Origin of the sequence: Tundrisphaera macrotermitis, assembly GCF_051175315.1 — a bacterium.
Classification (GTDB): Bacteria; Planctomycetota; Planctomycetia; order Isosphaerales; family Isosphaeraceae; genus Tundrisphaera.
Genome location: NZ_CP195100.1, coordinates 6,434,634 through 6,458,487 on the forward strand (window position 1 = coordinate 6,434,634; position 23,854 = coordinate 6,458,487).

Consider the following 23,854-nt stretch of genomic DNA (forward strand, 5'->3'; position numbering starts at 1 on the left):
AAGCTCGCCCACCCTCCGCCTCGGGGAGCCGTGGAGGGTGGGCGTCGACCGGATCAAGGCTCGTCCGGCCAATCGTCCTCGGGAATGGTCGCTGGGGCGGGCTTCGCCCCGAGTTGGGGGAGCAGGGCGGTCAGTAGGCCGATCAGCGGGAGGAACGAGCAGACGCGATAGACGTGGGCGATGCTGGTCTGGTCGGCCAGGCGGCCGAGCACGGCCGAGCCGATCCCGCCCATGCCGAAGGCGAATCCGAAGAACAGGCCGGCCACCATCCCCACCCGGCTGGGCAGAAGTTCCTGGGCATAGACCATGATCGCCGAGAACGCCGAGGCCAGGATCAGCCCGATCGGGACGGTGAGCACGGTCGTCCAGAACAGGTTGGCCGAGGGCAGCGCCAGGGTGAACGGGAGCACGCCGAGGATCGAACCCCAGATCACCGCCTTGAACCCGACCTTGTCGCCGATCGGCCCGCCGATGAACGTCCCGGCGGCCACCGCCCCCAAAAATACGAACAGGCGGATCTGGGCGTCCTGCACGGAGACCTTGAAGGTCTCGATCAGGTAGAACGTGTAGTAGCTGGTCAGGCTGGCCAGGTAGAAGTACTTGCTGAAGACCAGGCAGAGCAGGATCCCCACGGCGAACGCCGCCCGCCGGCCGGAGACCGGGCCCGCCCCCCGCGCCGGCTTCTTCACGGCCCGCTCGGCGAGGTGGGCGCGATACCAGAAGCCGACGCGGGCCAGGATCAGCATCGCCGCCACCGCCGCGATCGAGAACCAGGCCAGGCTCCCCTGCCCCCACGGCACGACCACATAAGCGGCCAGCAGCGGCCCCAGCGCCGACCCGGCGTTGCCGCCGACCTGGAACAGGGATTGGGCGAACCCGTGCCGCCCCCCGGACGCCAGCCGGGCCATCCGCGACGACTCGGGGTGGAACACCGCCGAGCCCACCCCCACCAGCCCGGCCGCGATCAGGATCATCGGGAAGGTGTGGGCCATCGACAGCAGGACCAGCCCGACCAGCGTCACCCCCATCCCCAGCGCCAGCGAGAACGGCAAGGGCCGGCGATCGGTGTAGGTCCCGACCACGGGCTGGAGCAAGGACGCGGTGCACTGGAAGGTCAGCGTGATGAGGCCGATCTGGGTGTAGTTGAGCGAGTACGACTCCTTGAGCACCGGATAAACCGCCGCGATCAGCGACTGGATCGTGTCGTTCAGCAGGTGCGATACGCTCAACGCCGCCAGCACCGCCCACGCCGTCGCCGACGCCTCGGCCTTCCGCTCCGCCTCGATCAACACCGTCGCGTCCTCCCTGATCCCCGGCCCGCGTGGGCCGTCTTCGATTCGAATGGCCCGGCCGCAGCGTACCCGATGCCGCCACGATCTGTCATGTGGTCATGAACCGCCCGGACACTCCAAGGCGGCCGGCGGGTTCGCGTCCGGGTGGCTGTGGTTGGCTTGCCAACCACGGCGCCGGCGAGCCGGGAGCACGTCGATGCCACGTGTCGGCTCGCTACGCAGGGTCGGCCTCGCGATGGGTCAAACGTCGGACCATTCGGGCGGGATCGGGTCGGGACGCAACTCGTTCCGGGGCGTCCCCTCGTACCAGCCGGCGCTGGACCAGGACCAGTCGCCGGCGCGTTTAGCCAGACCGCGACGGATCGGGTTGGCGTGAACGTAATCGATCATCGCCATCAGGACCCGGGGCTCGACAATGTTGCGGTCATACCCGCCCCCGGATTGCCAGAATAGTCGCTCGACCCGGCCACCTCGCTGGCGAGTCACGCGGGGCAGCCAATGGGGAGCTTCTGCTTCGATGAAAAGCAGGGCCCGGCGCCCGACCGGCTGCTTGATCCCCTTGAGGATCGCCGCGACCGTACTTTCCGGGGCATGGGGTCGGATGATCAGGTGGGCGTGCTCGGGCATGAACACGAAGGCCCAGAGGTCAAACCTATGGCGCACCCGAGCCTCGGCGATGGAATCGGCCAGCCATCGGCAGGTGCGTTCGGCGGCGAGGAACCGATGCCGCCGGTAACAGGTGAAAGTCAACGCGTGGGCATGGCCCGGGTCGTCGAACCCATGACGTCGTCCGATCGATTGTCCATGATCCATGACTGTGGCCTGATTCTTGATCATCGACCGATGTCACGCCATGAAGTGACAGTCTTCGACAGGACCGCCTCGGTCCCGCCCCCGAGGCGGTCGACGGTGGACATCATCCTGTATCCGGCTCGCCGGCGCCGTGGTTGGCAAGCCAACCACAGCCACCCAGAGGTAAAGCCACCCGATGATCTGGCAGTCACCCGACCGCCAGGCGGGCGCGGGTTTGCTCGGCCTCCTCGACGGGGGAGACGCCGAAAAGACGCTTGAACTCCCGGCTGAACTGGGACGGGCTCTCGTAGCCGACGGCGCGGGCGGCGGTGCCGGCGTTGTAGCCGTCGTGGGCCATGAGCCGTTTGGCGCGGTCCAGGCGGATTCGCTTGAGATACTGGAGCGGAGAGCTGGCGGTCACCAGCTTGAAGTGGTGATGGAAGGCCGGGACGCTCATGTTGGCGCGCCGGGCCAGTTCCTCGATGCTCAGCGATCGGGCGTGCTCGCGGTGGATGTAGTTCACGGCGCGGGCGATCCGCGCGAAGTGGTCGTCGCGGCTGGCCAGGGCGCGGAGCGAGCCCCCCTGCTCTCCCAGCAGGACGCGATAGGCGATCTCGCGGACCGCCTGCCGGCCGAGGATCCGGCTGTCGAGCGGGCATTTGAGGCATTCCAGGAGGCGGACCACCGCCCCGACCAGATCCTCGCCCATCGGCGTCGTGGAGAAGCCCCGGGGCGTCGGCCCGACCGGGGGCGCCAGCTCGTCCAATTCCAGGATCAGTTCGCCGAGCATGGCCGGCTCCACGTCGATGGCGACGACCAGGATCGGCTCCTCGGGGCTGGCGTCGGCCTCGCACTCGGCCGGGATCGGGATCGACGAGACGAGATAATTGAACGCGTCGTACTCGTACACCCGATCGCCGACGTAGGCCCTCTTCCGCCCCTGGCCGACGATCACGATGTTGGGGTGGTAGACCATCGGGGCGCGGGCGATCGGCGCCGATCGGCGGACGACCTGGACGCCCTCGACGCTGGTCGGGTGCATCCCCTCGCGGACGGCGACCTCGCCCAGCAGGCGGGCCAGTCGCAGGCGATTCTCGGTGGGGCAGTCCATCGGTTCCTCCGTCGGTTCGCGCCGCGTCATAGCTCCAGGATACCAATCCCGGTCAAGTCCCGATCGATCGGATGGGCCCCGAGAGGATCAGGCAAGCCTTTTGGAGGATCGTTCCTTTTCCTTTGCGATCGGCGAGCCTTTAATGACCCTCGACGGGACGAGCAACGAACGGCCGGAATCACCCAGGATCATCGCATGTACCAGTCGAAGGTCTACTCGGCCGCCAGCGCCACGTCGCCCCTGGCGGCCGCCGCAATCAACCGGCGCGACCCGGGCGAGCACGACGTCCAGATCGAGATCCTGTTCTGCGGGATCTGCCACTCCGACCTCCACGCGGTGCGCGACGAGTGGAGCGAGTTCATGCCAACGGTCTACCCGATCGTGCCGGGGCACGAGATCGTCGGCCGGGTCGCGAAGGTCGGATCGGCGGTCGCGAAGCACAAGGTCGGCGACCTCGTCGGGGTCGGCTGCCTTGTCGATTCGGACCGGACCTGCCCCCAGTGCCGGGCCGGCAAGGAGAACAACTGCGGCAACCTGACGCTCACCTACAACTCGCCCGACTCGCACCTCGGCGGCGTGACCTATGGCGGCTACTCCGACAGCGTGGTGGTCGACGAACGGTTCGTCCTGAGCGTGCCGGAGAATCTCGACCCCGCCGGGGCCGCCCCTTTGCTGTGCGCCGGGATCACGACGTACTCGCCGTTGCACCACTGGGGCGTGGGCCCGGGCAAGAAGGTCGGCGTCGTGGGGCTGGGCGGGCTGGGGCACATGGGGGTCAAGATCGCCCACGCGATGGGGGCCCACGTCGTGGTGTTCACCACGTCGCCGGGCAAGCGGGAGGACGCCCTGCGGCTGGGGGCCGACGAGATCGTGGTATCCCGCGACGCCAACGCGATGGCCAGGCACGCCAACAGCTTCGACTTCATCCTCGACTGCGTGTCCGCGGACCACGACATCAACGCCTACCTGAACCTCGTCGCCGTCGATGGGACGCTGACCCTGGTGGGCGCCCCGCCGAAGCCGCTGGCGGTCTCCTCGTTCAACCTGATCATCGGCCGCCGTAGCCTGTCGGGCTCGAACATCGGCGGGATGCCCGAGACGCAGGAGATGCTCGACTTCTGCGGGAAGCATGACATCACCGCCGACGTCGAGGTGATCCCGATCCAGGGGGTCAACGAGGCGTACGAGCGGATGCTCAAGTCCGACGTGAAATATCGCTTCTCCATCGACATGGCCTCGCTCCGGTCGTGAATCGCCCCGCGGGGCCCGGCCGGGACTTCACCCCTCGCCCTCGAAACATGGAGATCGCCCCCATGGAACCGACCTCGTTCGCCCAGGCCATCCGCGACCTCGCCCGGGACGCCCACCGGGCTTTGAGCCTCCCGTCCTCCCCGGCCACCCTGTGGCACCTCGCCAGGCGGGCCGATTGCCTCGGGTCGTCGCTGGGCGATCGCCGATCGGGCCCGCCCGGCGCCTGGCTGGACAGCCTGGGGCGGCGGCTGCGGACCGCCGCGTTGGAGCGGGCCGGCGCGGCCCGCCAATTCTGCTCGCGTGCCTGAGGTCAATCCTCGTCGTCGTCGAGTTCCGGCGTGGCCCCTTCCAGGCCGAGGTACTTGACCACGGCGGCGAGCTGGTGCTTGACCTCGAACATGCCGGCGGGCCGGCGGTTCGGGTTCCGCTGGAGGCAGGCCATGATCGTCTCGTTGAGCGTGCCGGGGATCTTCGGGTTGATCGAGATCGGCGCGTCGACCTTGATCTTGGCGATCTCCCCGATCGGGGGCCCATTGGGGTTGGCATAACGCCCCGTGAACATCCGATACATGGTCGCGCCGAAGTTGTAGATATCGGTCTTCTCGTCGACCGTCTTCTCGCTGACCTGCTCCGGGGCGATGTACTGCGGGGTGCCCTGGATCCGCCCCTTAGCCTCCCCCTTGAGCCAGGCGGTGCCGAAGTCGATCAGCTTCACCTGGCCATCCTTGGTGACCATGATGTTGGACGGCTTCATGTCGCCATGATAAACGCCCCGCCTGTGCATGTGGGCCACGGCGCCGGCCACCTGGTCGAAGATCAGGACCAACTTGTCGAGGGTGGGTGCCTCGATCTCGTCGAGCGTCTTGCCGTCCACCAGCTCCATCAGGAGTTCGACGCTGACGACCTTCAGGAGCAGGTTCCGCTTGGTCCGGCAGTCGTAGATCTTGGCGATGGCCGGGTGGTTGAGCCTCTGGGCGATGTCGAATTCGAGCAGGGCCTGGGCGATGTAGATGTCGTCGTCGGAGTCCTGCCGCTTGACGACCTTGAGGGCGAACCGCTTGCCGCCCCGGGAGCGGTCGGCGATCTCCAGGATCGTGCTGCCGGCCCCCGTCCCCAGGGGCTTGACGACCCGCCACTCCATATCCTTGAACTTCGGCGCATCCGGACCGTTCGCCATGACGTCCCCCGGTCGTCGCCTGGCGACGGCCCTGGCCTGCTCGGTGTCTCGCAACTCGTCGAAGTTAACTTAGGGCGCGACCGGGGGCAATCCCCGAAAGGATTGGGGCGAGGCGACCCGGGGGGCCGGATCGGCGAGGGCCGGGGGACGTCCGGGAAATTTGTCCACCACACGAGGCTTGGGTACGCGATCTGCGGAAGCACCAGCCACCGCCCCCCACTCTCCTCCGCCAGCCGACCGACGGGAGCCCGATTCGATGACCCATGCCATGGACGTGCACCACCCCGCCGACCCCAACGCCATGCGTCGCAAGCTGCGGGAGCACTTCGGGTTCAAGTCGTTCCGCCCCGGCCAGGCGGAGGCGGTCGCCGCCGCCATCGAGGGGCGGAACACGATCGTGATCATGCCCACGGGCTCGGGCAAGAGCCTCTGCTTCCAGCTCCCGGCGCTGGAGCTGGTGGGCACCACGGTGGTGGTCAGCCCCCTGATCGCCCTGATGAAGGACCAGGCCGACGGCCTGCGTGCCCGGAACATCTCGGTGTCGGAGGTCAACAGCACCCTGTCCGCGGCCGACGAGCAGGCCGAGCTGGAGGCGATCGCCCGGGGCGAGCGGGAGTTCGTCTACACGACCCCCGAGCGGCTGGCCAACCGCGAGTTCCGCGAGGTGCTCAAGCAGACGGCCATCGACCTGTTCGTGGTGGACGAGGCCCATTGCGCCAGCCAGTGGGGCCACGACTTCCGCCCCGAATATATGGCCCTGGCCGAGGCGATCGAGGACCTCGGCGGCCCGACCGTCCTGGCCATGACCGCCACCGCCACGCCCGACGTGATCGACGACATCCGCCGCCAGCTCGGCATCCCCGACGCCGAGATCGTCCACATGGGCATCGAGCGGCCCAACCTCAGCCTGGAGGCAATCCGGGTCGAGGGCGAATCCGCCAAGCTGCGCGAGATCGCGCAGCTGCTGGACGCCATCGACGGCACCGGCATCATCTATACGGCGACCGTGAAGGCGGTCCAGGCGATCACCAAATCCCTCCAGGACGCGGGCATCGCCGCCGCCGGCTACCACGGCCGGATGAAGGCCGGCGAGCGGACCGAGAACCAGGACCGCTTCATGCGGGGCGACCTCAAGGTGATGGTCGCCACCAACGCCTTCGGCCTGGGCATCGACAAGCCCGACATCCGGTTCGTGATCCACCACCACGTCCCCGCGACCATCGAGGCTTATTACCAGGAAGCCGGCCGCGCGGGGCGCGACGGCGAGCCGGCCCGGTGCATCCTCCTGTTCGACCCCTCGGACAAGGCGCTGCTCAACTTCTTCCAGGGGGGCCGCTACCCGTCGGGCGATGACCTGGTGAACGCCCACCACGCCCTCAAGCGGCTGATGGACATGGACGGCCCGCACACCATGAAGGAGCTGATCCCGATCTCGCCGCTCGGCAAGACCCGGCTCAAGCAAGCGGTCAACCTGCTCAAGCAGAAGCACGTCGTCCGCGACGACGGCGACGGCCTCCACCTGCTCCTGCCCGACCTCTCCCCGGACGCCCTGGAGCGGATGGCCGGCTCGGCCCGCGAGCGCGACGAGCGGGATCGGCTCAAGCAGCAGCAGATGCTCGAATTCGTCGAGATCAAGTCCTGCCGCTGGGCCTACCTGCACCACTACTTCGAGCTGGTCCACGAGGTCCACCACGACAACCACGAGACCGACTGCGGCCGCTGCGATCATTGCTCCGGCCGGTGGGCCGCCTGAGAAGATGAAGACAGCGTCGCCCCGCCCCGTCCCGGCGGGGCGGTTCCGTCTGGCCCGCGGCGGCCGATCCCCGTAAGATTGGCTTCGCGCCCGAGGCGGGACGGACCGGCCGGCACCCCTCCAGGCGTCCCGACCACCGGCCACGAATCCATGCCCAGCGACGACGCGAGAGCCCCCCTGGTGGGCGTGATCATGGGGAGCCGGTCCGACTGGGACACGCTGCGGAACGCGGCGGAGATCCTGTCGGGCCTGGAGATCCCGTTCGAGGCGAAGGTGGTCTCCGCCCACCGCACCCCCGACCGCCTGTTCCGCTACGCCCGAGAGGCCGAGGGGCGGGGCCTGCAACTGATCATCGCCGGGGCGGGCGGCGCGGCCCACCTGCCCGGGATGGTCGCGGCGCTGACGATCCTGCCCGTGCTGGGGGTCCCGGTCGAGAGCAAGACGTTGCGCGGGGTCGATTCCTTGCTGTCCATCGTCCAGATGCCCAAGGGGGTCCCGGTGGGGACGCTCGCCATCGGCGCGGCCGGCGCGGCCAACGCCGCCCTGCTGGCCGCGGCGATCCTGGCCCGCACCGACCCGGCGTTGCGCGATCGATTGGCCGCCTTCCGGGCCCGGCAGACCGACGGCGTCGACGAGTCGCCCGAATGAGCACGCCATCCGACGACCGTCATCAGGGATCTCTGGCCCCTCCGGCCTCGCTCGGCGTGATCGGCGGCGGGCAACTCGGCCGGATGTTCATCCAGGCGGCCCAGCGCATGGGCTACCGCGCCGGGGTGCTGGGGGCGATCGAGCAAGGGCCGGGGGCGCAGGTCGCCCACTGGTCGGTGATCGGCCCGCCCGACAACCTCCCCGCGCTCCGGTCGATGCTCGACCATGCCGACGCCGTGACCGTCGAGTTCGAGAACGTGTCCGCCCCCGCCCTGCGCTGGCTGGAGCGGCGGATCCCGGTCCGGCCCGGCTGGCGGACGGTGTGGGTGAGTCAGAACCGGCTCCGCGAGAAGACGTTCCTGGGGGACCACGGCATCCCGGTCGCCCCGTGGCGGCCGGTGCGGACGCCGGCCGAGCTGGACGAGGCGGTGCAGTCCCTTGGCGTCCCGTTCATCCTCAAGACGGCCGACTCGGGCTACGACGGCAAGGGGCAGGTCCGGGTCGACCGGGCCGACGACGCCGCCTCGGCGTGGTCCCAGCTCGGCCGGGTCACCTGCGTGGCCGAGGGGTGGGTCGACTTCGCCTGCGAGGTCTCGGTGATCGTGTGCCGGGGGGCCGACGGCGACGCGCGGTCGTTCCCGGTGGCGCTCAACCGCCACCATCGGCACATCCTCGACGCCACGGTCATGCCGGCGCCGGTCGGGCCGATCGTGTCGCAGGAGGCCCGCGACCTCGCCCTGGCGATCGCCCGCCACCTGGGGACGGTCGGCGTCCTGACCGTCGAGTTCTTCCTGACGGCCGCCGGCCGGCTCCTGGTCAACGAGATCGCCCCCCGCCCGCACAACTCCGGCCACCTGACCATGGAGGCCGCCGCTTCCAGCCAGTTCGAGCAGCAGGCGCGGGCGCTGGCGGGGCTCCCGCCGGGGTCGACCGACCTGATCGCCCCGGCGGCGATGGCCAACCTGCTGGGGGACCTCTGGTCCGACGGCCCCCCGGACTGGTCGCGGATGGCTCGGCAGGACCCCGGGGTCAAGCTCCACCTCTACGGCAAGAAGACCGCCGCCCCCGGCCGGAAGATGGGGCACCTGACGGTCCTGGACGCCGACCCCGACGCGGCGCTCGACCGCGTCCTGGCGGCGCGGCGGGCGCTGGTCGGCCGCTGATCAGGGACGCTCGATGGGCCGGGGCAGGCGGGGCCTCAGGGTCCATTCCCGCCCCCACCAGAATCCGAGGAAGCCGCCCACGGCGATCAGCCCCAGGGTGATGGGCGGGACCTGGTGCAGGTGGAGCAGGAACTCGCGGAGGCTGCCGTCCTGGGTGAACGCGAAGGTGAAGTGCTTCCACTGGGCCAGGATCCCGCCGACCAGCGCCAGGAGGCCGCAGGCCAGGCCCCGCCGATTGCTGTCGGTGCGCGAGGCGATCCCGCAGCCCAGGCCGGCGAAGGCACCGACCAGGACCGGGGCGTCATAACCCTGCTTGACGATCCAGGCGAACAGGTAGTATCCGACCGCCCCGCCGAGCAGGGCGCCGACCAGTCCGGGGACCACGTCTTGGACGAACGATTTCATGGGAGCCCCTGGGCATGTAGGCCCGCCGGAAAATGTGCATCGTGACCCGATCGATCCCGCCTTGCAAGTGGGCCGATCACCGCCCGCATCGGGCGGCCGGATCGTCCGGGCCCCGGGAGATCCGCGAACGCCGGGCCATACCGAGGCGGGGAGGCCGGCAACACGGGTTTTTCCCTCATCGTCTCCGGGCGGGGGGATCCGGCCGAAGCCTCAATCCGGGAGGCTGAAGGCGACGAAGGCATCCCCGGCCCGGGTGCGCAGCTTGCCCGCACCGCCCGCGGCGATGACGACGTACTGCCGCCCGCCGGCCCGATAGGTCGCGGGGGTCGCATAGCCGCCCGCCGGGAGGGCGTGTTCCCAGAGCATCCGGCCGGTCTGTTCGTCGAAGGCGTGGATCCGCTCGTCCTTGGTCCCGGCGATGAACACCAGGCCGCCGGCCGTCGCGATCGACCCGCCGAAGGTCTCCGTGCCGGTGCGCGGGACGCCCCGGGCGGTCAGCTCGGGATGCTCGCCCAGGGGCACCTGCCAGGCGAAGTCGCCGGTGTTCAGGTCGATGGCGGTCAGCACCCCCCAGGGGGGCTTGATCGCCGGATACCCCTCGTGGTCGAGGAACTGGTTGTAGCCGGTGTGCCGGTACGGCCCGCGATCCTTCGCGTCGCCCGGCTTCGCCCCGGACAGGGTGATCACGTTGGGGACGTTGTTGGAGTTCACGAACAGCCGCCCGGTGGCCGGGTTGAACGAGGCCCCCGACCAGTTCGCCCCGCCGTGGTAGCCGGGGATCACCACCGTGCCCTGGAGGCTCGGGGGCTGGAACGCCGGGCCGCCCCGGATCTTCCGGAGCTGGTCCAGCACCGAGGCCCGATTGGACTCGCCGATGTCGGTCGCGTCCGCCTCGTCGAACTTCTGCGCCGAGAACGGAGGCGGCTTGACCGGGATCGGCTGGGTGGCGGCGGCCCGCTCCCCCGGGATGTCGGAGGCCGGCGCGGGGCGGTCCTCCACGTCGAACAGCGGTCGGCCCGTCATCCGGTCCAGGAGGAACAGGTAGCCCGTCTTGGTGACCTGGGCCACGGCGTCGACGGGCTTGCCGTCGCGGGTGACGGTGACCAGGTTCGGGTAGGTGGGCAGGTCGTGGTCCCAGAGGTCGTGGCGGAGCGTCTGGAAGTGCCAGGCCCGCTTCCCGGTCCGGGCATCGAGGGCGACGGTGCAGTTGGCGAACAGGTTGTCGCCGTGCCGGTCCCCGCCGAAGAAGTCGAACGAGGCCGACCCCAGGCCGGCGAACACCAGCCCGCGATCGACGTCGACGCTGAGCCCGCCCCAGGCGTTGGCACCGCCCCGATCCTTCCAGGAGTCGCCGGCCCAGGTCTCGCTGCCGAACTCGCCCGGGCCGGGGACGGTGCGGAACCGCCAGGTTTCCGCGCCGGTGCGGACGTCGAACGCCCGGATGTCGCCCGGGGCGGCGAGGCCCGGCCCCTCGTCGCAGGAAAACCCGACGATGATCGTGTCCCGCCACAGCACCGGCGCGGAGGTGGGGCCGTAGGAGACGCGGGCGAACCTGGGGTCGAGTTCCTTGCGGAGGTCGCGGATCCCCGCGTCCCCGAACCCGGGGTCGAGCCGGCCGGTCGCGGCGTCCAGCGAGTAGAGCCGCCCGTCGGAGGTCCCGTGGATGATCCTTCGCAGGCCGCCGGGCCGGCCATCCGACCAGAAGGCGCAGCCCCGGTTCACCCCGCCGGAGGCGAACTGGATCCCCGACGGCCGTTCCTTCGCGGGGTCGAATTGCCAGCGCACCGCGCCGGTCGCGGCGTCGAGGGCCACCACCCGGAGCTTGCCGGTGGTGAGGTACATCACGCCATCGACGACGATCGGGGTACATTCGATGGTCCGGCCGACGCCTCCTTCCAGCTCGCCGGTGTGGAAGGTCCAGGCCGGCCGGAGCCGGGCGACGTTGTCCCGGTTGATCTGGTCGAGCGGCGAATAGCGGGCGCAGCCGGGGTCGTTGCCCACGCCGTGCCAGTCGACCCCGGGCGGGGGCTGGGCCCCGGCGGTGCCGACGATTGCGAGCAGGCAGCAGAGGCGGGTCAGGCAGGAACGCATCCGGGTGTCTCCGGGTCGCCGGGGCCGATCTCGGCACAGCATACCGGCGCCGCGGGCGCGGGTCATGGCCCCGGTCCGAACCATCATCCCCCCTTCCCCGCCTCCAGCTTCGCGACCCGATCCTGCAGGTCGACGATCAGGCGGAAGGCATTGAGCAGGGCGGCCTGCAACTCGACGTTGCGGCAGGTGTGGTCCCGGTCGTCGGCCTCGCGGATCCAGCGGACGGCGTCGGCCGCGTCGAAGGACCGGATGAGCTTGGCATTGTCTTCGGGCTCGCCGAAAAGCATGGTGCGGACCTCGCGTCGGAGGGGGTGGGCCACGGCTTCGTCCGGCCCACTGTAACCCCGGCCGGGGCCGGCCTGAAGACGTCTCCCGGGCCGGCCGGCGATGGCGATCCGATCCGCGTCGGCCGGCCCGGTGGCGTTCAGGCCCCGAACGTCAGGGCGAATTCCTCGACCTCCTCGTTGTGGGACACCCGATCCCGGCCATTCCTCTTGGAGTGGTACAGGGCGGCGTCGGCCGCCGCGATCAGCTCCGACGCCGAGAGGACGTAGGGGGTGAGGGTGGCGACGCCCAGGCTGGCCGTGACCCGCCGGCGCGGCCAGGGGTGGTCGGCGATCGCCGAGCGCAGCCGCTCGGCGATCGCCCGCCCGGCGGCGGCGTCGGTGTCGGGGAGCAGCACGGCGAACTCCTCGCCGCCGTAGCGGGCGAGCGAGTCCTGGGGCCGGATCGCGTCGCGCAGGATCGAGGCCAGGGCCATCAGCAACTCGTCGCCGGCCTGGTGGCCGTGCTCGTCGTTGAACGACTTGAACCCGTCCAGGTCGAGCAGGACGACCGACAGCGGCCGGGAGTCGCGGCAGGCCAGCGAGAAGGCCGATTCCAAGGATTGCCGGAAGTGCCGGCGGTTGTTCAGCCCGGTCAGGTCGTCGGTATGGGCCAGCCTCATCAATCGGTCCAGCTCCCGGGACTGGTCCGCCTTCTGGTCCTCCAGGATCCGGTAGGCCTCGCGGGCCTGCTGGACCTGGTATTCGAGCATGACCGTCCGGGCCTCGCCCCGCGGCTCGTCCCGGCCGATGGCCTTCGGGGCGGCCGCCGGCGCCGACTCGCCGCCGATGATGGCCAGGAAGGCCTCCACGACGGCGGGGTCGAGGTGGCTCCCGGAGAGCGACCGGATGTGGTCGATCACGCGGGCCTCGGGCCATCCGGCCCGGTAGGGGCGGTCGGACCGCAGCGCATCCCAGATGTCGACCGCGGCGAAGATCCGGGCGGCCAGCGGGATCATCTCCCCCTTCAGCCCGCCGGGGTAGCCGGTGCCGTCCCACTTCTCGTGGTGGTGGTGGGGGATGTCCAGCGCCGGCCTCAGGAACGCGACCGGCGCCAGCCATTCGTAGGCGTACTCGGGGTGGCGACGCATGATCGCCCACTCGGCGTCGGTCAGCCGTCCGGGCTTGAGCAGGATGTCGTCGGGGATGCCCAGCTTGCCGATGTCGTGGAGCATCGCCCCCCGGCGGATCGAGAGGAGGTCCCCCTCGTCCACGCCCATCGCCCGGGCGAGCATCACGGTCATCTCGGTGACCCGGCGGGAATGCCCCTCCGTCTCCTTGTCGCGGAGGTCGATGGCCCGGGCCCAGCCCTCGATCGTGGCGTCATAGGCGGCCATGAGGTTGGTGTGGGATCGTTGGAGGTCGCGGAACAGGGTCGCGTTGTCCGCGGCGATGGCGGCCTGGCCGGCGAGCGTCTCCAGGAACGAGAGCCAGTCGCGGTCCGGCTCGAAGGCCGAGCGATGGTACACCTCCAGAACGCCGCGCACCTGCCCCTTGGCCGTGAGCGGGACGGCATGGTAGGAGACGAATCCCTCGTCGGCCAGCAGGTCGGCCCGTTCGAACCCGGCCTCGGGCCGGGAGATGTCCGGGGCCGAGACCGGCCGCTGTTCCAGGGCCGCGGCGCCGGCCAGCCCCTGGCCGTGCCGCACCACGCTGGCGGCGATGCGGTCGGTCCGGAACCCCTTGCCGGCCGCGTAGATGAGCGTCCGGTTGTGCGGGTCGACCAGGAGGATCGCGGCGGCGTCGGCGTGGAGCTGGGCCTTGACCTGATCGAGCACGATCCCCAGGGTCAGCGGCAGGTCGAGGCTGGCGGAGATGGCCAGGTCGATCTGACGGAGCGCGTCGAGGCGGAGGATGCGCCGCTCCAGCTGGGCGTTGAGGTCGCGGACCTCCCCCTCGGCCCGGGCCCGATGCTCCTGCTCGGCGCGCTTCCGCTGTGTGATGTCCCGCTGGATCGAGACCCAGTGGGTGTACCATCCCGAGGCATCGGACACGGGCCGGATATTCAGCTCGACCCAGAACTCGCGGCCATCCTTGGTGTAGTTCAGCAGTTCGACGCGGGTCGGCTGCCACCGCCCGAGGCGCTCGCGGAGTCCGTCGAGGGTGGCCCGGTCCGTCCCCGGGCCCTGGAGCATGCGCGGGGTCTTGCCGATGATCTCCTCGCAGGCGTAGCCGGTGGACTTTTCGAAGGCGGGGTTCGCGTAGACGACGCGTGGCCCGGGCTGGTCGATCGGCTCGGCCTCGGTGATCAGGATCACGTCGTTGGCATTCTCCACGGCCGCCTGGAGCAGGCGGAGCTGCTGCTCGGTCCGCTTCCGCTCGGTGATGTCGCCGATCGAGCCGGCCATGCGGACGGGCCGCCCCTGCTCGTCCCAGACGGCCTGGCCCCGGGCGTGGAACCAGCGATAGTCGCCGCCGTCGCCCCGGAGGCGGTACTCGACGTCGTAGGGGGCCCGGGTCTCGAAGTGCTCGGCGAGCAGGCCGAGGACGCGGCCCCGGTCGTCGGGGTGGAGCCGGGAGCTCCATTCCTCAAGCGTCCCCTCGAACTCGCCCCCCTCGCGCCCCAGGAACTCCGCGAACCGGGGCGAGAAGTACACGGTGTCCCCGGCGACGTCCCAGTCCCAGAGCCCCTCGTTGGTCCCCCGGACGGCCAGGCCGAACCGCTCCTCGCTCCGGCGGAGGGCCTCCTCGGCCATCTTGCGCTCGGTGACGTCGGCCTCGATGGCCATGAAGTGGATGATCCGGCCCTCCGCGTCGCGGATCGGCTGGGCCTCGACGGCGATCCAGTAGGCCTGGCCCCCCTTGGTGTAATTGAGGATCTCGGTGCGGAACCCCTCGCCCGATCGCAGCCGGGCCCGCATGTAGGCGACCGCCTCCGGCGACGTCCCGGGGCCCTGGAGGATCGCCCCGGGGCTCCGCCCGATCACCTCGGCCGGCTCATAGCCGGTGATCCGGGTGAACCCGTCGTTGACCCACTCGATCTTCCCGTGGGGGTCGGTGAGGATCACGGCGTTGTCGGTCCTCGCGGCGACCAGGGCGAGCTTCTTCGCCTCGGCCTCGCTGCGCAGGAGGGCCGCCTCCGAGCGCTTCCGCTCGATGCCCAGGGCGAGCCCCCGGGCGACCGACTCCATGGCCGCGAAGACCTCCGGGGACTGTTCGCGGCGTGAGAACGTCGCCCAGACCCCGATCAGCCGATCCCCGACGATCAGGGGGAAGCCGGCGAAGGAGACCATCCCCTCGCGCTCGGCCCAGGCCTGCTCCGGCACGGCGGGGTCGCCCACCACCGAGTTGGTCAGCAGGGGGCGGCGTTCCGAGGCGATCGTCCCGATCTTGAACCGGCCGACCGGCACCCGGGCGTGGGGGCCGTCGATGTGGGTGTACATCCCGGCGCTGGCCCGGAGTTCCAACATCTCGCCGGACTCGTCCGGGATCCAGACCCTTGAGAACGCCGCATCGAGCCGGCAGACGGCCGCCTCGGCGCAGCGGCGGAGCATCTCCGGCAGGGTCGCGTCCTCGGTGAGCGCCAGGGCGACGTCGCGGACGAATTCGGCGATCCGGACCTGCTCGGCGATCACCGCCTCCTGCCGCTTTCGGTCGTCGATGTCGGCGATCGACCCGACCATCCGGGACGGCCGGCCGTCGTCGTCCCACACCGCCTGGCCCCGGGCGTGGAACCAGCGATAGTCGCCGTCGCGGGTGCGGAGCCGGTACTCGACGTCGTAGGGGGACCGGCGGTCCAGGTGGGCGACGATGGCCGAGAGCGCCGCGTCGCGGTCCTCGGGGTGGAGTCGGTCCTCCGGCTTGCCGTCGAAGTCGCCGCCCATGCACCCGAGCAGCTCGCGATAGCGGGGCGAGTAATAGGTGACGCCCGTGGCCATGTCCCAGTCCCAGATCCCGTGGTCGGTCCCCCGGGCCGCCAGGGCGAACCGCTCCTCGCTCCGCCGGAGGGCCATCTCCGAGCGGGCGAGGTCGGGCAGCTTCAGGGCCGTCGGGATGATCCGCACCGTGGCGATCACCGTGGCCCAGGACACCAGGGCGGTGATCGCCTTGACCGCCCCGGCCAGGCGGTACACCGGGTGCCAGAAGATCAGCGCCTCCAGGCCGTGCCCGATGCCGCAGGCGAGGATGAACGACGCGTACAGGGCGGTGAGGCCGGGGAACGGGAACCGACGCCGCCGGCACATGAAGTACCCCAGCGCGATGGGGATCGAGGTGTAGGCCGCGAAGATGGCCAGGTCGGAGGCGATGTGGAGCCATCCGAGCCAGGACGGCCAGGCGCCGCAGGACCAGCGGGCCGGGAACCCCTCGGTCGAGAAGAGATCTCCCAGGGCGGCCGGCATTGCGGCGGGCGCCGGCAGGGCGGTGATCCGGCAGGAGGTCGTGCAAACATCCATCGACGATCGGTCCCCAGCGACGAACGGGATCTGCCAGGATCGGACACGAAGGGTGATCGATGAATCGGGCCGCGGATCTCTGGGCGTGCATCCGGGAGCGGATTCAGGGAGGCCGATCGATCCCGCATCCTCCCCCTTGCTTTGGCTTCCGGGGGGCCTGGCTGGTCCATCCGGGATCCACGGCCAGGCTTCGACCGAATCCTAGGTCAATCCGCGGCGATCGGGGGGAAGCCCGGGGAAATTGGCAGGCTGTGTTGATGCGAACGCGGGGGGCTTCCCGCCGCCCCGCCCGATTCCTATAACATCCCATCGGGGCGCGCCGGCGCGTCCCGGGGATCGCCGCATCGAGTGCGGGGGCGATCCTCCGCGCCGGCCGCGCGATGGCCCATCCTGGGCTACCATCCGGCACCGGGATCGCATAGCATCGTGGGGTGCTCGACGGCTCATGGAACGCACCGGGGTCGGAGCGAACCAGGACCGGGGAGGCGAGGGCGGACGGGCCACCGGCATCGCCGTCTGCGCCCGGGACGATCCGGGGGCCCGGGACGCGCCGGCATCCGGCGGGACGCCGGCGACTTCGCCGCGTCGGGAGCCATCCCCGGCCCGGCGGCACGACGGGGGCGAGACGATGGCTGATCGCAGGCAGTACGTGCCGACCGGCGTCCCGGGGCTGGACCATGTCCTGATGGGTGGGTTTATCCGCGAGGGGTTCTACCTCCTCCAGGCCGAGCCGGGATCCGGCAAGACCACCGTCGCCCTCCAGTACATGCTGGGCCGGGTCGCGGCCGGGGAGCCGTGCCTCTACGTCTCCCTGACCGAATCCCTGGCCGACCTGGAGTACGCCTGCGATTCCCACGGCTGGTCGCTGGACGGGCTGGCCATCTGCGACCTGACGGCGGAGGCCGCGACCCTGGCCGGCGAGTCCGGGGAATCCGTCTTCCACCCGGCCGAGACCGAGCTGGGGGACACGACCCGGGCCATCCTGGCGGAGGTCGAGCGGATCAGGCCCCGCCACGTCGTCTTCGACGGGCTGGCCGAGCTGCGGCTCCTGTCCGGCGACTCGCTCCGCTACCGCCGCCAGCTCCTGGCCCTCAAGCAGTTCTTCAAGCAACGGGGGATCACCGTCCTCCTTCTGGACGACCGCTCCAACCCGTTCGGCGACATCCAGCCGGAGAGCCTGGTCGGCGGGAACATCATCCTGGAGCGGTCGCTCCCGGAGTACGGCAAGGCCCGCCGGCGGCTCTTCGTCACCAAGGTCCGGGGCGCGAAGTTCCGGGAGGGGTACAACGACTACGAGATCATCGACGGCGGGGTCGTCGTCCACCCCCGGCTGGTGGCCGCCGAGCACCACGATCGGTTCGAGCGGATGGCCTACCCCAGCGGCGTCGCGGCCCTGGACGACATGCTCGGCGGCGGGCTGACCACCGGCACCACTACACTGCTGCTCGGCCCGGCCGGGGTCGGCAAGTCGACCGTCGCCATGCAGTACATCGCCAACGCCCTGAAGACGGGGGACCGTGCCGCGGTCTACACGTTCGACGAGGTGCTGGAGACCCTGTTCGACCGCTCCGACAAGCTCTGCCCCGGGCTGGACGGCGGCATCCGCGAGTACCAGGCCAGCGGCCAGCTCCACGCCCAGCAGATCGACGCCGCCGAGCTGACCGCGGGGGCCTTCGCCCACGAGGTGCGGCGGGCCGTCGAGGCGGGGGCCGGGGTGATCGTGATCGACAGCCTGAACGGCTACATGAATGCCATGCCGGGGGATCGATTCCTGGCCACCCACCTCCACGAGCTGTTCTCCTATTTGAATCAGAAGGGGGTGGTGACCATCATGGTCGTCGCCCAGCACGGGCTGATGGCCGGCGTGATGAGCGACATCGACGTCAGCTACCTGGCCGACGCCGTGCTGCTGTTCCGGTACTTCGAGGCCGGCGGGGAGATCCGCCAGGCCCTCAGCGTGTTCAAGAAGCGGACCGGGGAACACCAGCGGAGCCTGCGAGAGCTGAAGATCACCGCCGACGGGGTGGTGATCGGCGAGCCCCTGGCCGGATTCCGCGGGATCATGACCGGCACCCCCCAGTACGAGGGGAAGACGGGGATGCTCCCCGGGGACGCGGACGGCGGGGGGGGCCGGTAGCGGATGGCCATGCCCGAGGGATCTCCCGACGAGCGGGTGCTCGTCCTCATGCCGACGGCCCGGGACGCCGAGCGGACGCTCGACCTGCTGGCGGGCGCGGGGATGGCCGGCACCGCCTGCGCCGGCATCGCGGACCTGTGCCGGGAGATGGCGGCCGGGGCCGGGGCGGTCCTCCTGACCGACGAGGCGGTCACCGGGGGGGATGCGGCCCGCCTCTCGGAGGCCCTCGGCTCCCAGCCCACCTGGTCGGACCTGCCTCTGGTGGTCCTGACCCGCGAGGGGACCGAGGGCCGCCACGCCACGCTCCGCGAGTCGACCAATGCGACTTTGGTCGAGCGGCCGGTGCGGATGCGGACCCTCCTGAGCGTCGTCCGGGCCGCGCTGCGCGCCCGCCGCCACCAGTGCGAGGTCCGCGACCTGCTGGTCGAGCGGGCGAGGGCCGAGGCGTCGATCCGGGAGCGGGACGAGCGGATCCAGCTCCTGCTGGGCCACGCGACCGACTACGCGGTCGTCATCTCCGACGTCCGCGACCGGGTGCTGGAGTGGCTGGGCGGGGCCGAGGCGATCACCGGCTGGCGGGCCGACGAGGCGATCGGCGAGCCGGTGGCGATCCTCTTCACCCCCGAGGATCGGGCGGCCGGCGTGCCGGAGCGGGAGGCGGGCGAGGCGGCCGCGAGCGGGCGCGCCGAGGACGTGCGGTGGCACCGCCGGAAAGACGGCTCCCGGTTCTTCGCCGAGGGGGTCACCGTCGCCATCCGGGGCCCGGCCGGGGAACTCCGCGGCTACGGCAAGGTCTTCCGCGACGCGACCGCCCGGAAGCGGGCCGAGGAGCGCCTGACCCGGGACGCGATGCTCCTGGCCAACGTCCAGGACGCGGTCGTCATGACCGACCCGGAGGGGGTGGTCACCTACTGGAACGAGGGGGCCGCACGCCTCTACGGCTGGGCGGCGGAAGAGGTCGTCGACCGCCATTATGCCGACCGGTTCGCCGAGCCGGTCCGGTCCCGGGTGGCCGCGGAGATCCGCGAGCGGGCCGCCGGGCCCGACTGGTCGGGCGAATACGAAGACTACCGAAAGGATGGATCCCGGGTGTGGGTCGATGCCCGCGTCACCAGCATCCGGGACGGTTCCGGGGCGGTGGTCGGCCTGCTCGGGGTGTCCCACGACATCGGCGAGCGGAAGCGGGCCGAGGCGGCCCTGCGGGCGAGCGAGGAGCGATTCCGCTCGCTGTTCGAATCGATGGACGAGGGTTACTGCGTGATCCGGCCCGTGGCCGACGCCGAGGGCCGCCCCGTCGACTACCGATACCTGCTCGCCAACCCCGCCCTGGAGCACCACACCGGCCTGCGCGACGTCGTCGGCAGGACGGCCCGGGAGGTGATGCCCGGCCACGAGCCGGGCTGGATCGAGGCGTACGCCCGGGTGGCGGCGACCGGGGAACCGCTCCGGCGCACCGCCCGGGTCGAGGACCTCGGCCGATGGTTCGAGGTGTCCGCCTTCTCGCTCGGCGGGGGCCAGGTCGGCGTCCTGTTCTCGGACGTCTCCGCCCGACTCCAGGCCGAGGAGGCGCTGCGGGCGAGCGAGGCGCGGCTGTCCGAGATCTTCCGCCACGCCCCGTCGTTCATGGCCGTCCTGGCGGGGCCCGACCACGTCTTCGAACGCGTGAACGAGCGATACTTCGAGCTGATCGGCGGCCGGGATGTCGTCGGGATGCCGGTCCGGGAGGCGTTGCCGGAGATCGCCGGCCAGGGGTTCCTGGAACTCCTCGACCGGGTGTACCGCACCGGCGAGCCGTACGCGGGCACGGGCCACCGGGTGCTCATCGCTCGGGCCGGGGGCCTGGAGGAGCGGGTCCTGGATTTCGTCTACCAGCCGATCAAGGTCGCGGCGGGGGTCATCACCGGCGTCCTCGTGCAGGGGATCGACACGACCGAGCGGGTGCGGGCCGAGGCGGCCCTGCGGGAGCGGGACGAGCGGCTCCAGCTGGCCGTCGCCATCGCCCGGATGGGGACCTTCGAGATCGACCTCGCGACCGACGCGGTGGCCGTCAATGAGCCGGGGCGGGACATCTACGGCTGGCCCGATCGCCGGACCACCTTCGCCCGGGTCCAGGAGCACTTCCACCCGGACGACAGGGACGAGGTGATGCGGAGGGTCGGCGCCGCGCTCGACCCGTCGGGGCCGGGCATGTTCGAGGTCGAGCAGCGGATCTACCGGGCCGACGGCGCCCTACGCTGGCTCCGCGTCCGCGGGCGGGCCCTGTTCGAGGGGCATGGCGAGGCCCGGAGGGCGATGCTCTGCATCGGGGCGTACCTGGACGTGACCGACCAGAAGGAGGCCGAGGGGCTGCTCCGCGACGCCGACCGCAAGAAGGACGACTTCATCGCCCTGCTGGCGCACGAGCTGCGCAACCCCCTGGCCCCGATCCGCAACGGCCTCCAGGTCCTCCGCCTGGCCGGGTCGGACCAGGAGGCGGTGGCCGAGACGCGGGAGATCATGGAACGCCAGATCACCCACATGGTGCGGCTGATCGACGACCTGCTCGACGTCTCCCGCATCAACCGCAACAAGATGGACCTCCGCCTCTCACGGGTGACCCTGGCCGAGGCGGTGAACGTCGCCCTGGAGACGGCACGCCCGCTCATCGACGCCGGGGGCCACGCCCTGACCGTCCGCATCCCCGACCGGCCGATCCACCTGGAGGCGGACCTCACGCGCCTGGCCCAGGTGTTCGGCAACCTGCTCTCCAACAGCGCCAAGTACACGCCCCGCGGCGGGCGGATCCGGCTGGAGGCCGAGCCGAGGGGCGGGAACGTCGCGGTCTCCGTCGGCGACGACGGGATCGGCATCCCGGCCGATTCGCTGGCCAATATCTTCGACATGTTCTCCCAGGTGGACCGCAGCGTCGAGCGCGCCACCGGCGGCCTGGGCATCGGCCTGGCGCTGGTCAAGGGGCTGGTGGAGATGCACGGCGGGACGGTCTCCGCCGCCAGCGGCGGCGAGGGGCTGGGCAGCACGTTCACCGTGATCCTCCCGGTGGCCGCCTCCCCCGCGGCGCCCGCGCCTCCCCCCGGATCCAACGGTCATCCCAGGACGAGCCGGCGCATCCTCGTGGTGGACGACAGCCGGGACGGGGCCAACAGCCTCGCCCGGATGTTGCGGCTCATGGGCAACGACGTGCGGACCGCCAACGACGGGCTGGAGGGCATCGAGGCGGCCCGCGACTTCCTCCCCGAGGTCGTGCTGATGGACGTGGGCATGCCCCTGCTCAACGGCCTCGACGCGACGCGCCAGATCCGCCAGCAGGAGTGGGGGCGGGGCATGACGATCATCGCCCTGACCGGCTGGGGCCAGGAGGGGGACAAGGAACGGTCGCGCGAGGCGGGCTGCGACGGCCACCTGGTGAAGCCCGTGGACCTCGACGACCTGATGAAGCTGCTGGTCGAGCTGCGGGGGTGAACGAGCCTTCCGCACCAGCAACAACTTGAGGCCCCGGGCTCAGGTGGTGCTGAGGGCCCATCGTGGCCGACCCCACCCCCAGATCACCCAGGACCTCGCCGTCAACCAACGCACCTTCCAGCGATGGCTCGACGCCTCCAACCAGGCTGGCCTCGACGCACTCGTGCCCGGCGAAGGGCAAGGTTCTGGGGTGAGCCATGGACAATGCGGTGCTGCACGAGTGCCTTGCGGCGGCATTCGCCGGGCGGATGACCTTCCCCGAGTCGGTGGGCCGGATGATGGCAACGGGCGTCGAACGCTACGACGCCGACCTGACCCGACTGGAGAGGAGGCACTACGGGCTCGACGGCACCACGCATCTCGAAGTCATGCCGCTCGCCGACGCCCCCGCGATCCCCGAGGCGTTTTCATCGCCGGGCGTGCAGTCGGCGATCACGGCCATCCAACGCAAGGAGATCGCATATCCGGACTTCCTCCGGCGCATCATGGCCGCCGGCACCGCGGGTTACAGCGTCTTTTTGAACGGCCGGAAGGCGATCTACCTGGGTCGCAACGGCGACTTCCACGTCGAACCATTCCCGGCCCCCTGAGGGCAGGTCCGGCCGGTCGGGGTGTCGGCACCCTTCGCTGGCACGGTGGGCGGCGTCGAAAACCAACGGCCAGGGGCTCACCTGACCAGCAACGATGCGGTGACGGGCGCCGGCGCTAGCTTCGCGCAGGGGAGCGTCACGGGGCTGCGCATCCAGGGATCCGGGCGGCCACGCGGGGCAGTCGATCACCTTCGCGGGCACGGCCGCCGATTCGCTCGCAGGCGGCCCGGATAGCAGCGGCGTGGAAACGAATACCTTCGCCCAGGGCGTGGCCGCGACCGGCGCCGCGAGCCTCCGGGTGATCGCAACCAGGAACATCGCGGTCGTCCTTCCCTCATGAACTCGGAACTCTATGGGATCTACGTGACCGGGGCGGGGTCGTCGATCTCGTCGATCGGGGGGCAACACCGGCATCGAGCTGGATTCGGGCGGCCAGGTCTCCTGGGATGGGATGGGCCTCGTGAGCGTCCGGGGCAACAGCTCCAACGCCCAATTCAACGGCTATGGAATTCAGGCTCGCCGGCTCGGAAGCCGGGATCACGTCGGGGGGCGGCGACGTCGACGTCATCGGCCGCACGACGGGCATGGTCGAGAACAACGGGGGCGTGGGCCTCAACGGTTCCAGCCGGATCACCTCGGGCGGTGAAGGCTCGGTCACCGTCACCGGGATCGGCGAAGGCTCGATCCAGGGCCCCGGGGCCATCAACATCGGCGTGCTGATGCAGGACGATAAGGAGTCGGATCACGTTGGGCGGGCCGGGGACCGTAACCGTCTCCGGGCCCGGGGCGGTCGGTTCCGCCATCGATGACCATGGCGTGTCCGTCCGCGGGACGATCACCTCGGGCGGCGGCGACGTCGCGGTCACCGGCCGGGGAGGCAGTACCGGGCCTCGCGGAGACGGCGTTCGCGTGGACGGTTCGGGGCGGATTGCGGCGGGAGGGGCCGACACGGTGACGGTCGCCGGTACCGGCGTCATCCGGAATCCCTCGGGGGCGAACGGGGTCCTCGTGACCGATGCCAATTCGCAGATCACGAGCAGCGGCGGCGACGTCCGCATCACGGGCGCGGCGGCCGTCGGAGCCGGGAGCCTCGCGAGTGGCCAGGGAGTGGCCGTGCAAGGCTCGGGGCAGCGATGTTCAGGCGACGGGGCAAATCGCGATCAGCGGTGACCTGACCCGGGGCTCGGCCACCGACCTGACCCTGATCAGCGTCCCGGGCCTCTTCACCACCCCGGCGGGGCCGGCAAAGTCTGGTACTACACGTTCAG

At 70.8% G+C, this 23,854-nt stretch carries 17 protein-coding genes and 1 pseudogene; 10 read left to right on the forward strand and 8 right to left on the reverse strand.

The window, feature by feature from the left end; all coding sequences use genetic code 11:
• Window positions 1–53: 53 nt before the first annotated feature.
• From TA3x_RS25945 to TA3x_RS25955, 3 genes are all read right to left on the reverse strand, one after another.
• A complete protein-coding gene (locus tag TA3x_RS25945) occupies window positions 54–1,292 on the reverse strand; it encodes an MFS transporter (RefSeq protein ID WP_435017574.1) in 1,239 nt (412 codons plus the stop codon).
• A 240-nt stretch (window positions 1,293–1,532) separates the two neighbouring features.
• Complete coding sequence (locus TA3x_RS25950; RefSeq protein ID WP_435017575.1) at window positions 1,533–2,105, reverse strand: REP-associated tyrosine transposase; 573 nt, start codon at window positions 2,103–2,105, stop codon at window positions 1,533–1,535.
• 187 nt (window positions 2,106–2,292) lie between these two features.
• Window positions 2,293–3,195 carry an AraC family transcriptional regulator N-terminal domain-containing protein gene (locus tag TA3x_RS25955; protein WP_435017576.1) on the reverse strand — a complete coding sequence of 301 codons (903 nt, stop codon included), beginning with the start codon at window positions 3,193–3,195 and terminating at the stop codon, window positions 2,293–2,295.
• Between the two features lie 195 nt (window positions 3,196–3,390).
• Between TA3x_RS25955 and TA3x_RS25960 the strand changes: the two genes are divergently transcribed.
• Entirely contained in the window at window positions 3,391–4,446 is a 1,056-nt protein-coding gene (locus TA3x_RS25960) for an NAD(P)-dependent alcohol dehydrogenase (RefSeq protein WP_435017577.1), read from the forward strand.
• A 62-nt stretch (window positions 4,447–4,508) separates the two neighbouring features.
• Entirely contained in the window at window positions 4,509–4,754 is a 246-nt protein-coding gene (locus TA3x_RS25965) for a hypothetical protein (RefSeq protein WP_435017578.1), read from the forward strand.
• 2 nt (window positions 4,755–4,756) lie between these two features.
• Here the strand turns inward: TA3x_RS25965 and TA3x_RS25970 are convergent, their stop codons facing one another.
• Window positions 4,757–5,623, reverse strand: coding sequence for a serine/threonine protein kinase (locus tag TA3x_RS25970; protein ID WP_435017579.1), 867 nt, complete (start codon window positions 5,621–5,623; stop codon window positions 4,757–4,759).
• Between the two features lie 256 nt (window positions 5,624–5,879).
• Between TA3x_RS25970 and TA3x_RS25975 the strand changes: the two genes are divergently transcribed.
• The 3 genes from TA3x_RS25975 to TA3x_RS25985 all read left to right on the forward strand — a co-directional run bounded on the left by TA3x_RS25975 (window position 5,880) and on the right by TA3x_RS25985 (window position 9,187).
• Window positions 5,880–7,376 (forward strand): RecQ family ATP-dependent DNA helicase, encoded by a 1,497-nt coding sequence (locus tag TA3x_RS25975; protein WP_435017580.1) that lies wholly within the window; start codon window positions 5,880–5,882, stop codon window positions 7,374–7,376.
• A gap of 150 nt (window positions 7,377–7,526) precedes the next feature.
• Window positions 7,527–8,024, forward strand: coding sequence for a 5-(carboxyamino)imidazole ribonucleotide mutase (purE, locus tag TA3x_RS25980; protein WP_435017581.1), 498 nt, complete (start codon window positions 7,527–7,529; stop codon window positions 8,022–8,024).
• The gene (locus TA3x_RS25985) at window positions 8,021–9,187 is read left to right on the forward strand and encodes a 5-(carboxyamino)imidazole ribonucleotide synthase (RefSeq protein ID WP_435017582.1); all 1,167 of its coding nucleotides are present in this window, start codon (window positions 8,021–8,023) and stop codon (window positions 9,185–9,187) included. Before purE ends, TA3x_RS25985 begins: the two co-directional genes overlap by 4 nt.
• On the opposite strand, the gene TA3x_RS25990 is transcribed toward TA3x_RS25985, so the two are convergent.
• The 4 genes from TA3x_RS25990 to TA3x_RS26005 all read right to left on the reverse strand — a co-directional run bounded on the left by TA3x_RS25990 (window position 9,188) and on the right by TA3x_RS26005 (window position 16,400).
• Window positions 9,188–9,592 carry a hypothetical protein gene (locus TA3x_RS25990; RefSeq protein WP_435017583.1) on the reverse strand — a complete coding sequence of 135 codons (405 nt, stop codon included), beginning with the start codon at window positions 9,590–9,592 and terminating at the stop codon, window positions 9,188–9,190. It abuts the gene before it with no gap.
• 210 nt (window positions 9,593–9,802) lie between these two features.
• Window positions 9,803–11,683 carry a pyrroloquinoline quinone-dependent dehydrogenase gene (locus TA3x_RS25995; protein ID WP_435017584.1) on the reverse strand — a complete coding sequence of 627 codons (1,881 nt, stop codon included), beginning with the start codon at window positions 11,681–11,683 and terminating at the stop codon, window positions 9,803–9,805.
• A gap of 83 nt (window positions 11,684–11,766) precedes the next feature.
• A complete protein-coding gene (locus tag TA3x_RS26000; RefSeq protein WP_435017585.1) occupies window positions 11,767–12,003 on the reverse strand; it encodes a hypothetical protein in 237 nt (78 codons plus the stop codon).
• A gap of 104 nt (window positions 12,004–12,107) precedes the next feature.
• Window positions 12,108–16,400 (reverse strand): PAS domain S-box protein, encoded by a 4,293-nt coding sequence (locus TA3x_RS26005; protein WP_435017586.1) that lies wholly within the window; start codon window positions 16,398–16,400, stop codon window positions 12,108–12,110.
• Between the two features lie 628 nt (window positions 16,401–17,028).
• Here TA3x_RS26005 and TA3x_RS26010 point away from each other — a divergent pair.
• The 5 genes and pseudogenes from TA3x_RS26010 (at window position 17,029) to TA3x_RS26030 (ending at window position 23,395) form a co-directional block, all read left to right on the forward strand.
• Window positions 17,029–18,537: an ATPase domain-containing protein gene (locus tag TA3x_RS26010; RefSeq protein WP_435017587.1), complete on the forward strand. Its 1,509-nt coding sequence runs from the start codon at window positions 17,029–17,031 to the stop codon at window positions 18,535–18,537.
• A 9-nt stretch (window positions 18,538–18,546) separates the two neighbouring features.
• On the forward strand, window positions 18,547–21,996 hold the full coding sequence (locus TA3x_RS26015; RefSeq protein WP_435017588.1) for a PAS domain S-box protein: 3,450 nt from the start codon (window positions 18,547–18,549) through the stop codon (window positions 21,994–21,996).
• A 46-nt stretch (window positions 21,997–22,042) separates the two neighbouring features.
• Window positions 22,043–22,171: pseudogene (locus TA3x_RS26020) on the forward strand (helix-turn-helix domain-containing protein); the annotation flags it as partial.
• A gap of 22 nt (window positions 22,172–22,193) precedes the next feature.
• Window positions 22,194–22,586: a DUF1398 domain-containing protein gene (locus TA3x_RS26025; RefSeq protein ID WP_435022483.1), complete on the forward strand. Its 393-nt coding sequence runs from the start codon at window positions 22,194–22,196 to the stop codon at window positions 22,584–22,586.
• Between the two features lie 503 nt (window positions 22,587–23,089).
• Window positions 23,090–23,395, forward strand: coding sequence for a hypothetical protein (locus tag TA3x_RS26030; protein WP_435017589.1), 306 nt, complete (start codon window positions 23,090–23,092; stop codon window positions 23,393–23,395).
• Window positions 23,396–23,854: the final 459 nt, after the last annotated feature.

Bases quoted from the DNA above. Each gene is read 5' to 3' on its own strand.
- TA3x_RS25950 (WP_435017575.1), bottom strand. From the start codon at position 2,105: ATGGATCATGGACAATCGATCGGACGACGTCATGGGTTCGACGACCCG.
- TA3x_RS25955 (WP_435017576.1), bottom strand. From the start codon at position 3,195: ATGGACTGCCCCACCGAGAATCGCCTGCGACTGGCCCGCCTGCTGGGC.
- TA3x_RS25960 (WP_435017577.1), top strand. From the start codon at position 3,391: ATGTACCAGTCGAAGGTCTACTCGGCCGCCAGCGCCACGTCGCCCCTG.
- TA3x_RS25965 (WP_435017578.1), top strand. From the start codon at position 4,509: ATGGAACCGACCTCGTTCGCCCAGGCCATCCGCGACCTCGCCCGGGAC.
- TA3x_RS25970 (WP_435017579.1), bottom strand. From the start codon at position 5,623: ATGGCGAACGGTCCGGATGCGCCGAAGTTCAAGGATATGGAGTGGCGG.
- TA3x_RS25975 (WP_435017580.1), top strand. From the start codon at position 5,880: ATGACCCATGCCATGGACGTGCACCACCCCGCCGACCCCAACGCCATG.
- purE (WP_435017581.1), top strand. From the start codon at position 7,527: ATGCCCAGCGACGACGCGAGAGCCCCCCTGGTGGGCGTGATCATGGGG.
- TA3x_RS25985 (WP_435017582.1), top strand. From the start codon at position 8,021: ATGAGCACGCCATCCGACGACCGTCATCAGGGATCTCTGGCCCCTCCG.
- TA3x_RS25990 (WP_435017583.1), bottom strand. From the start codon at position 9,592: ATGAAATCGTTCGTCCAAGACGTGGTCCCCGGACTGGTCGGCGCCCTG.
- TA3x_RS25995 (WP_435017584.1), bottom strand. From the start codon at position 11,683: ATGCGTTCCTGCCTGACCCGCCTCTGCTGCCTGCTCGCAATCGTCGGC.
- TA3x_RS26005 (WP_435017586.1), bottom strand. From the start codon at position 16,400: ATGGATGTTTGCACGACCTCCTGCCGGATCACCGCCCTGCCGGCGCCC.
- TA3x_RS26010 (WP_435017587.1), top strand. From the start codon at position 17,029: ATGGCTGATCGCAGGCAGTACGTGCCGACCGGCGTCCCGGGGCTGGAC.
- TA3x_RS26015 (WP_435017588.1), top strand. From the start codon at position 18,547: ATGCCCGAGGGATCTCCCGACGAGCGGGTGCTCGTCCTCATGCCGACG.
- TA3x_RS26025 (WP_435022483.1), top strand. From the start codon at position 22,194: ATGGACAATGCGGTGCTGCACGAGTGCCTTGCGGCGGCATTCGCCGGG.
- TA3x_RS26030 (WP_435017589.1), top strand. From the start codon at position 23,090: ATGGAATTCAGGCTCGCCGGCTCGGAAGCCGGGATCACGTCGGGGGGC.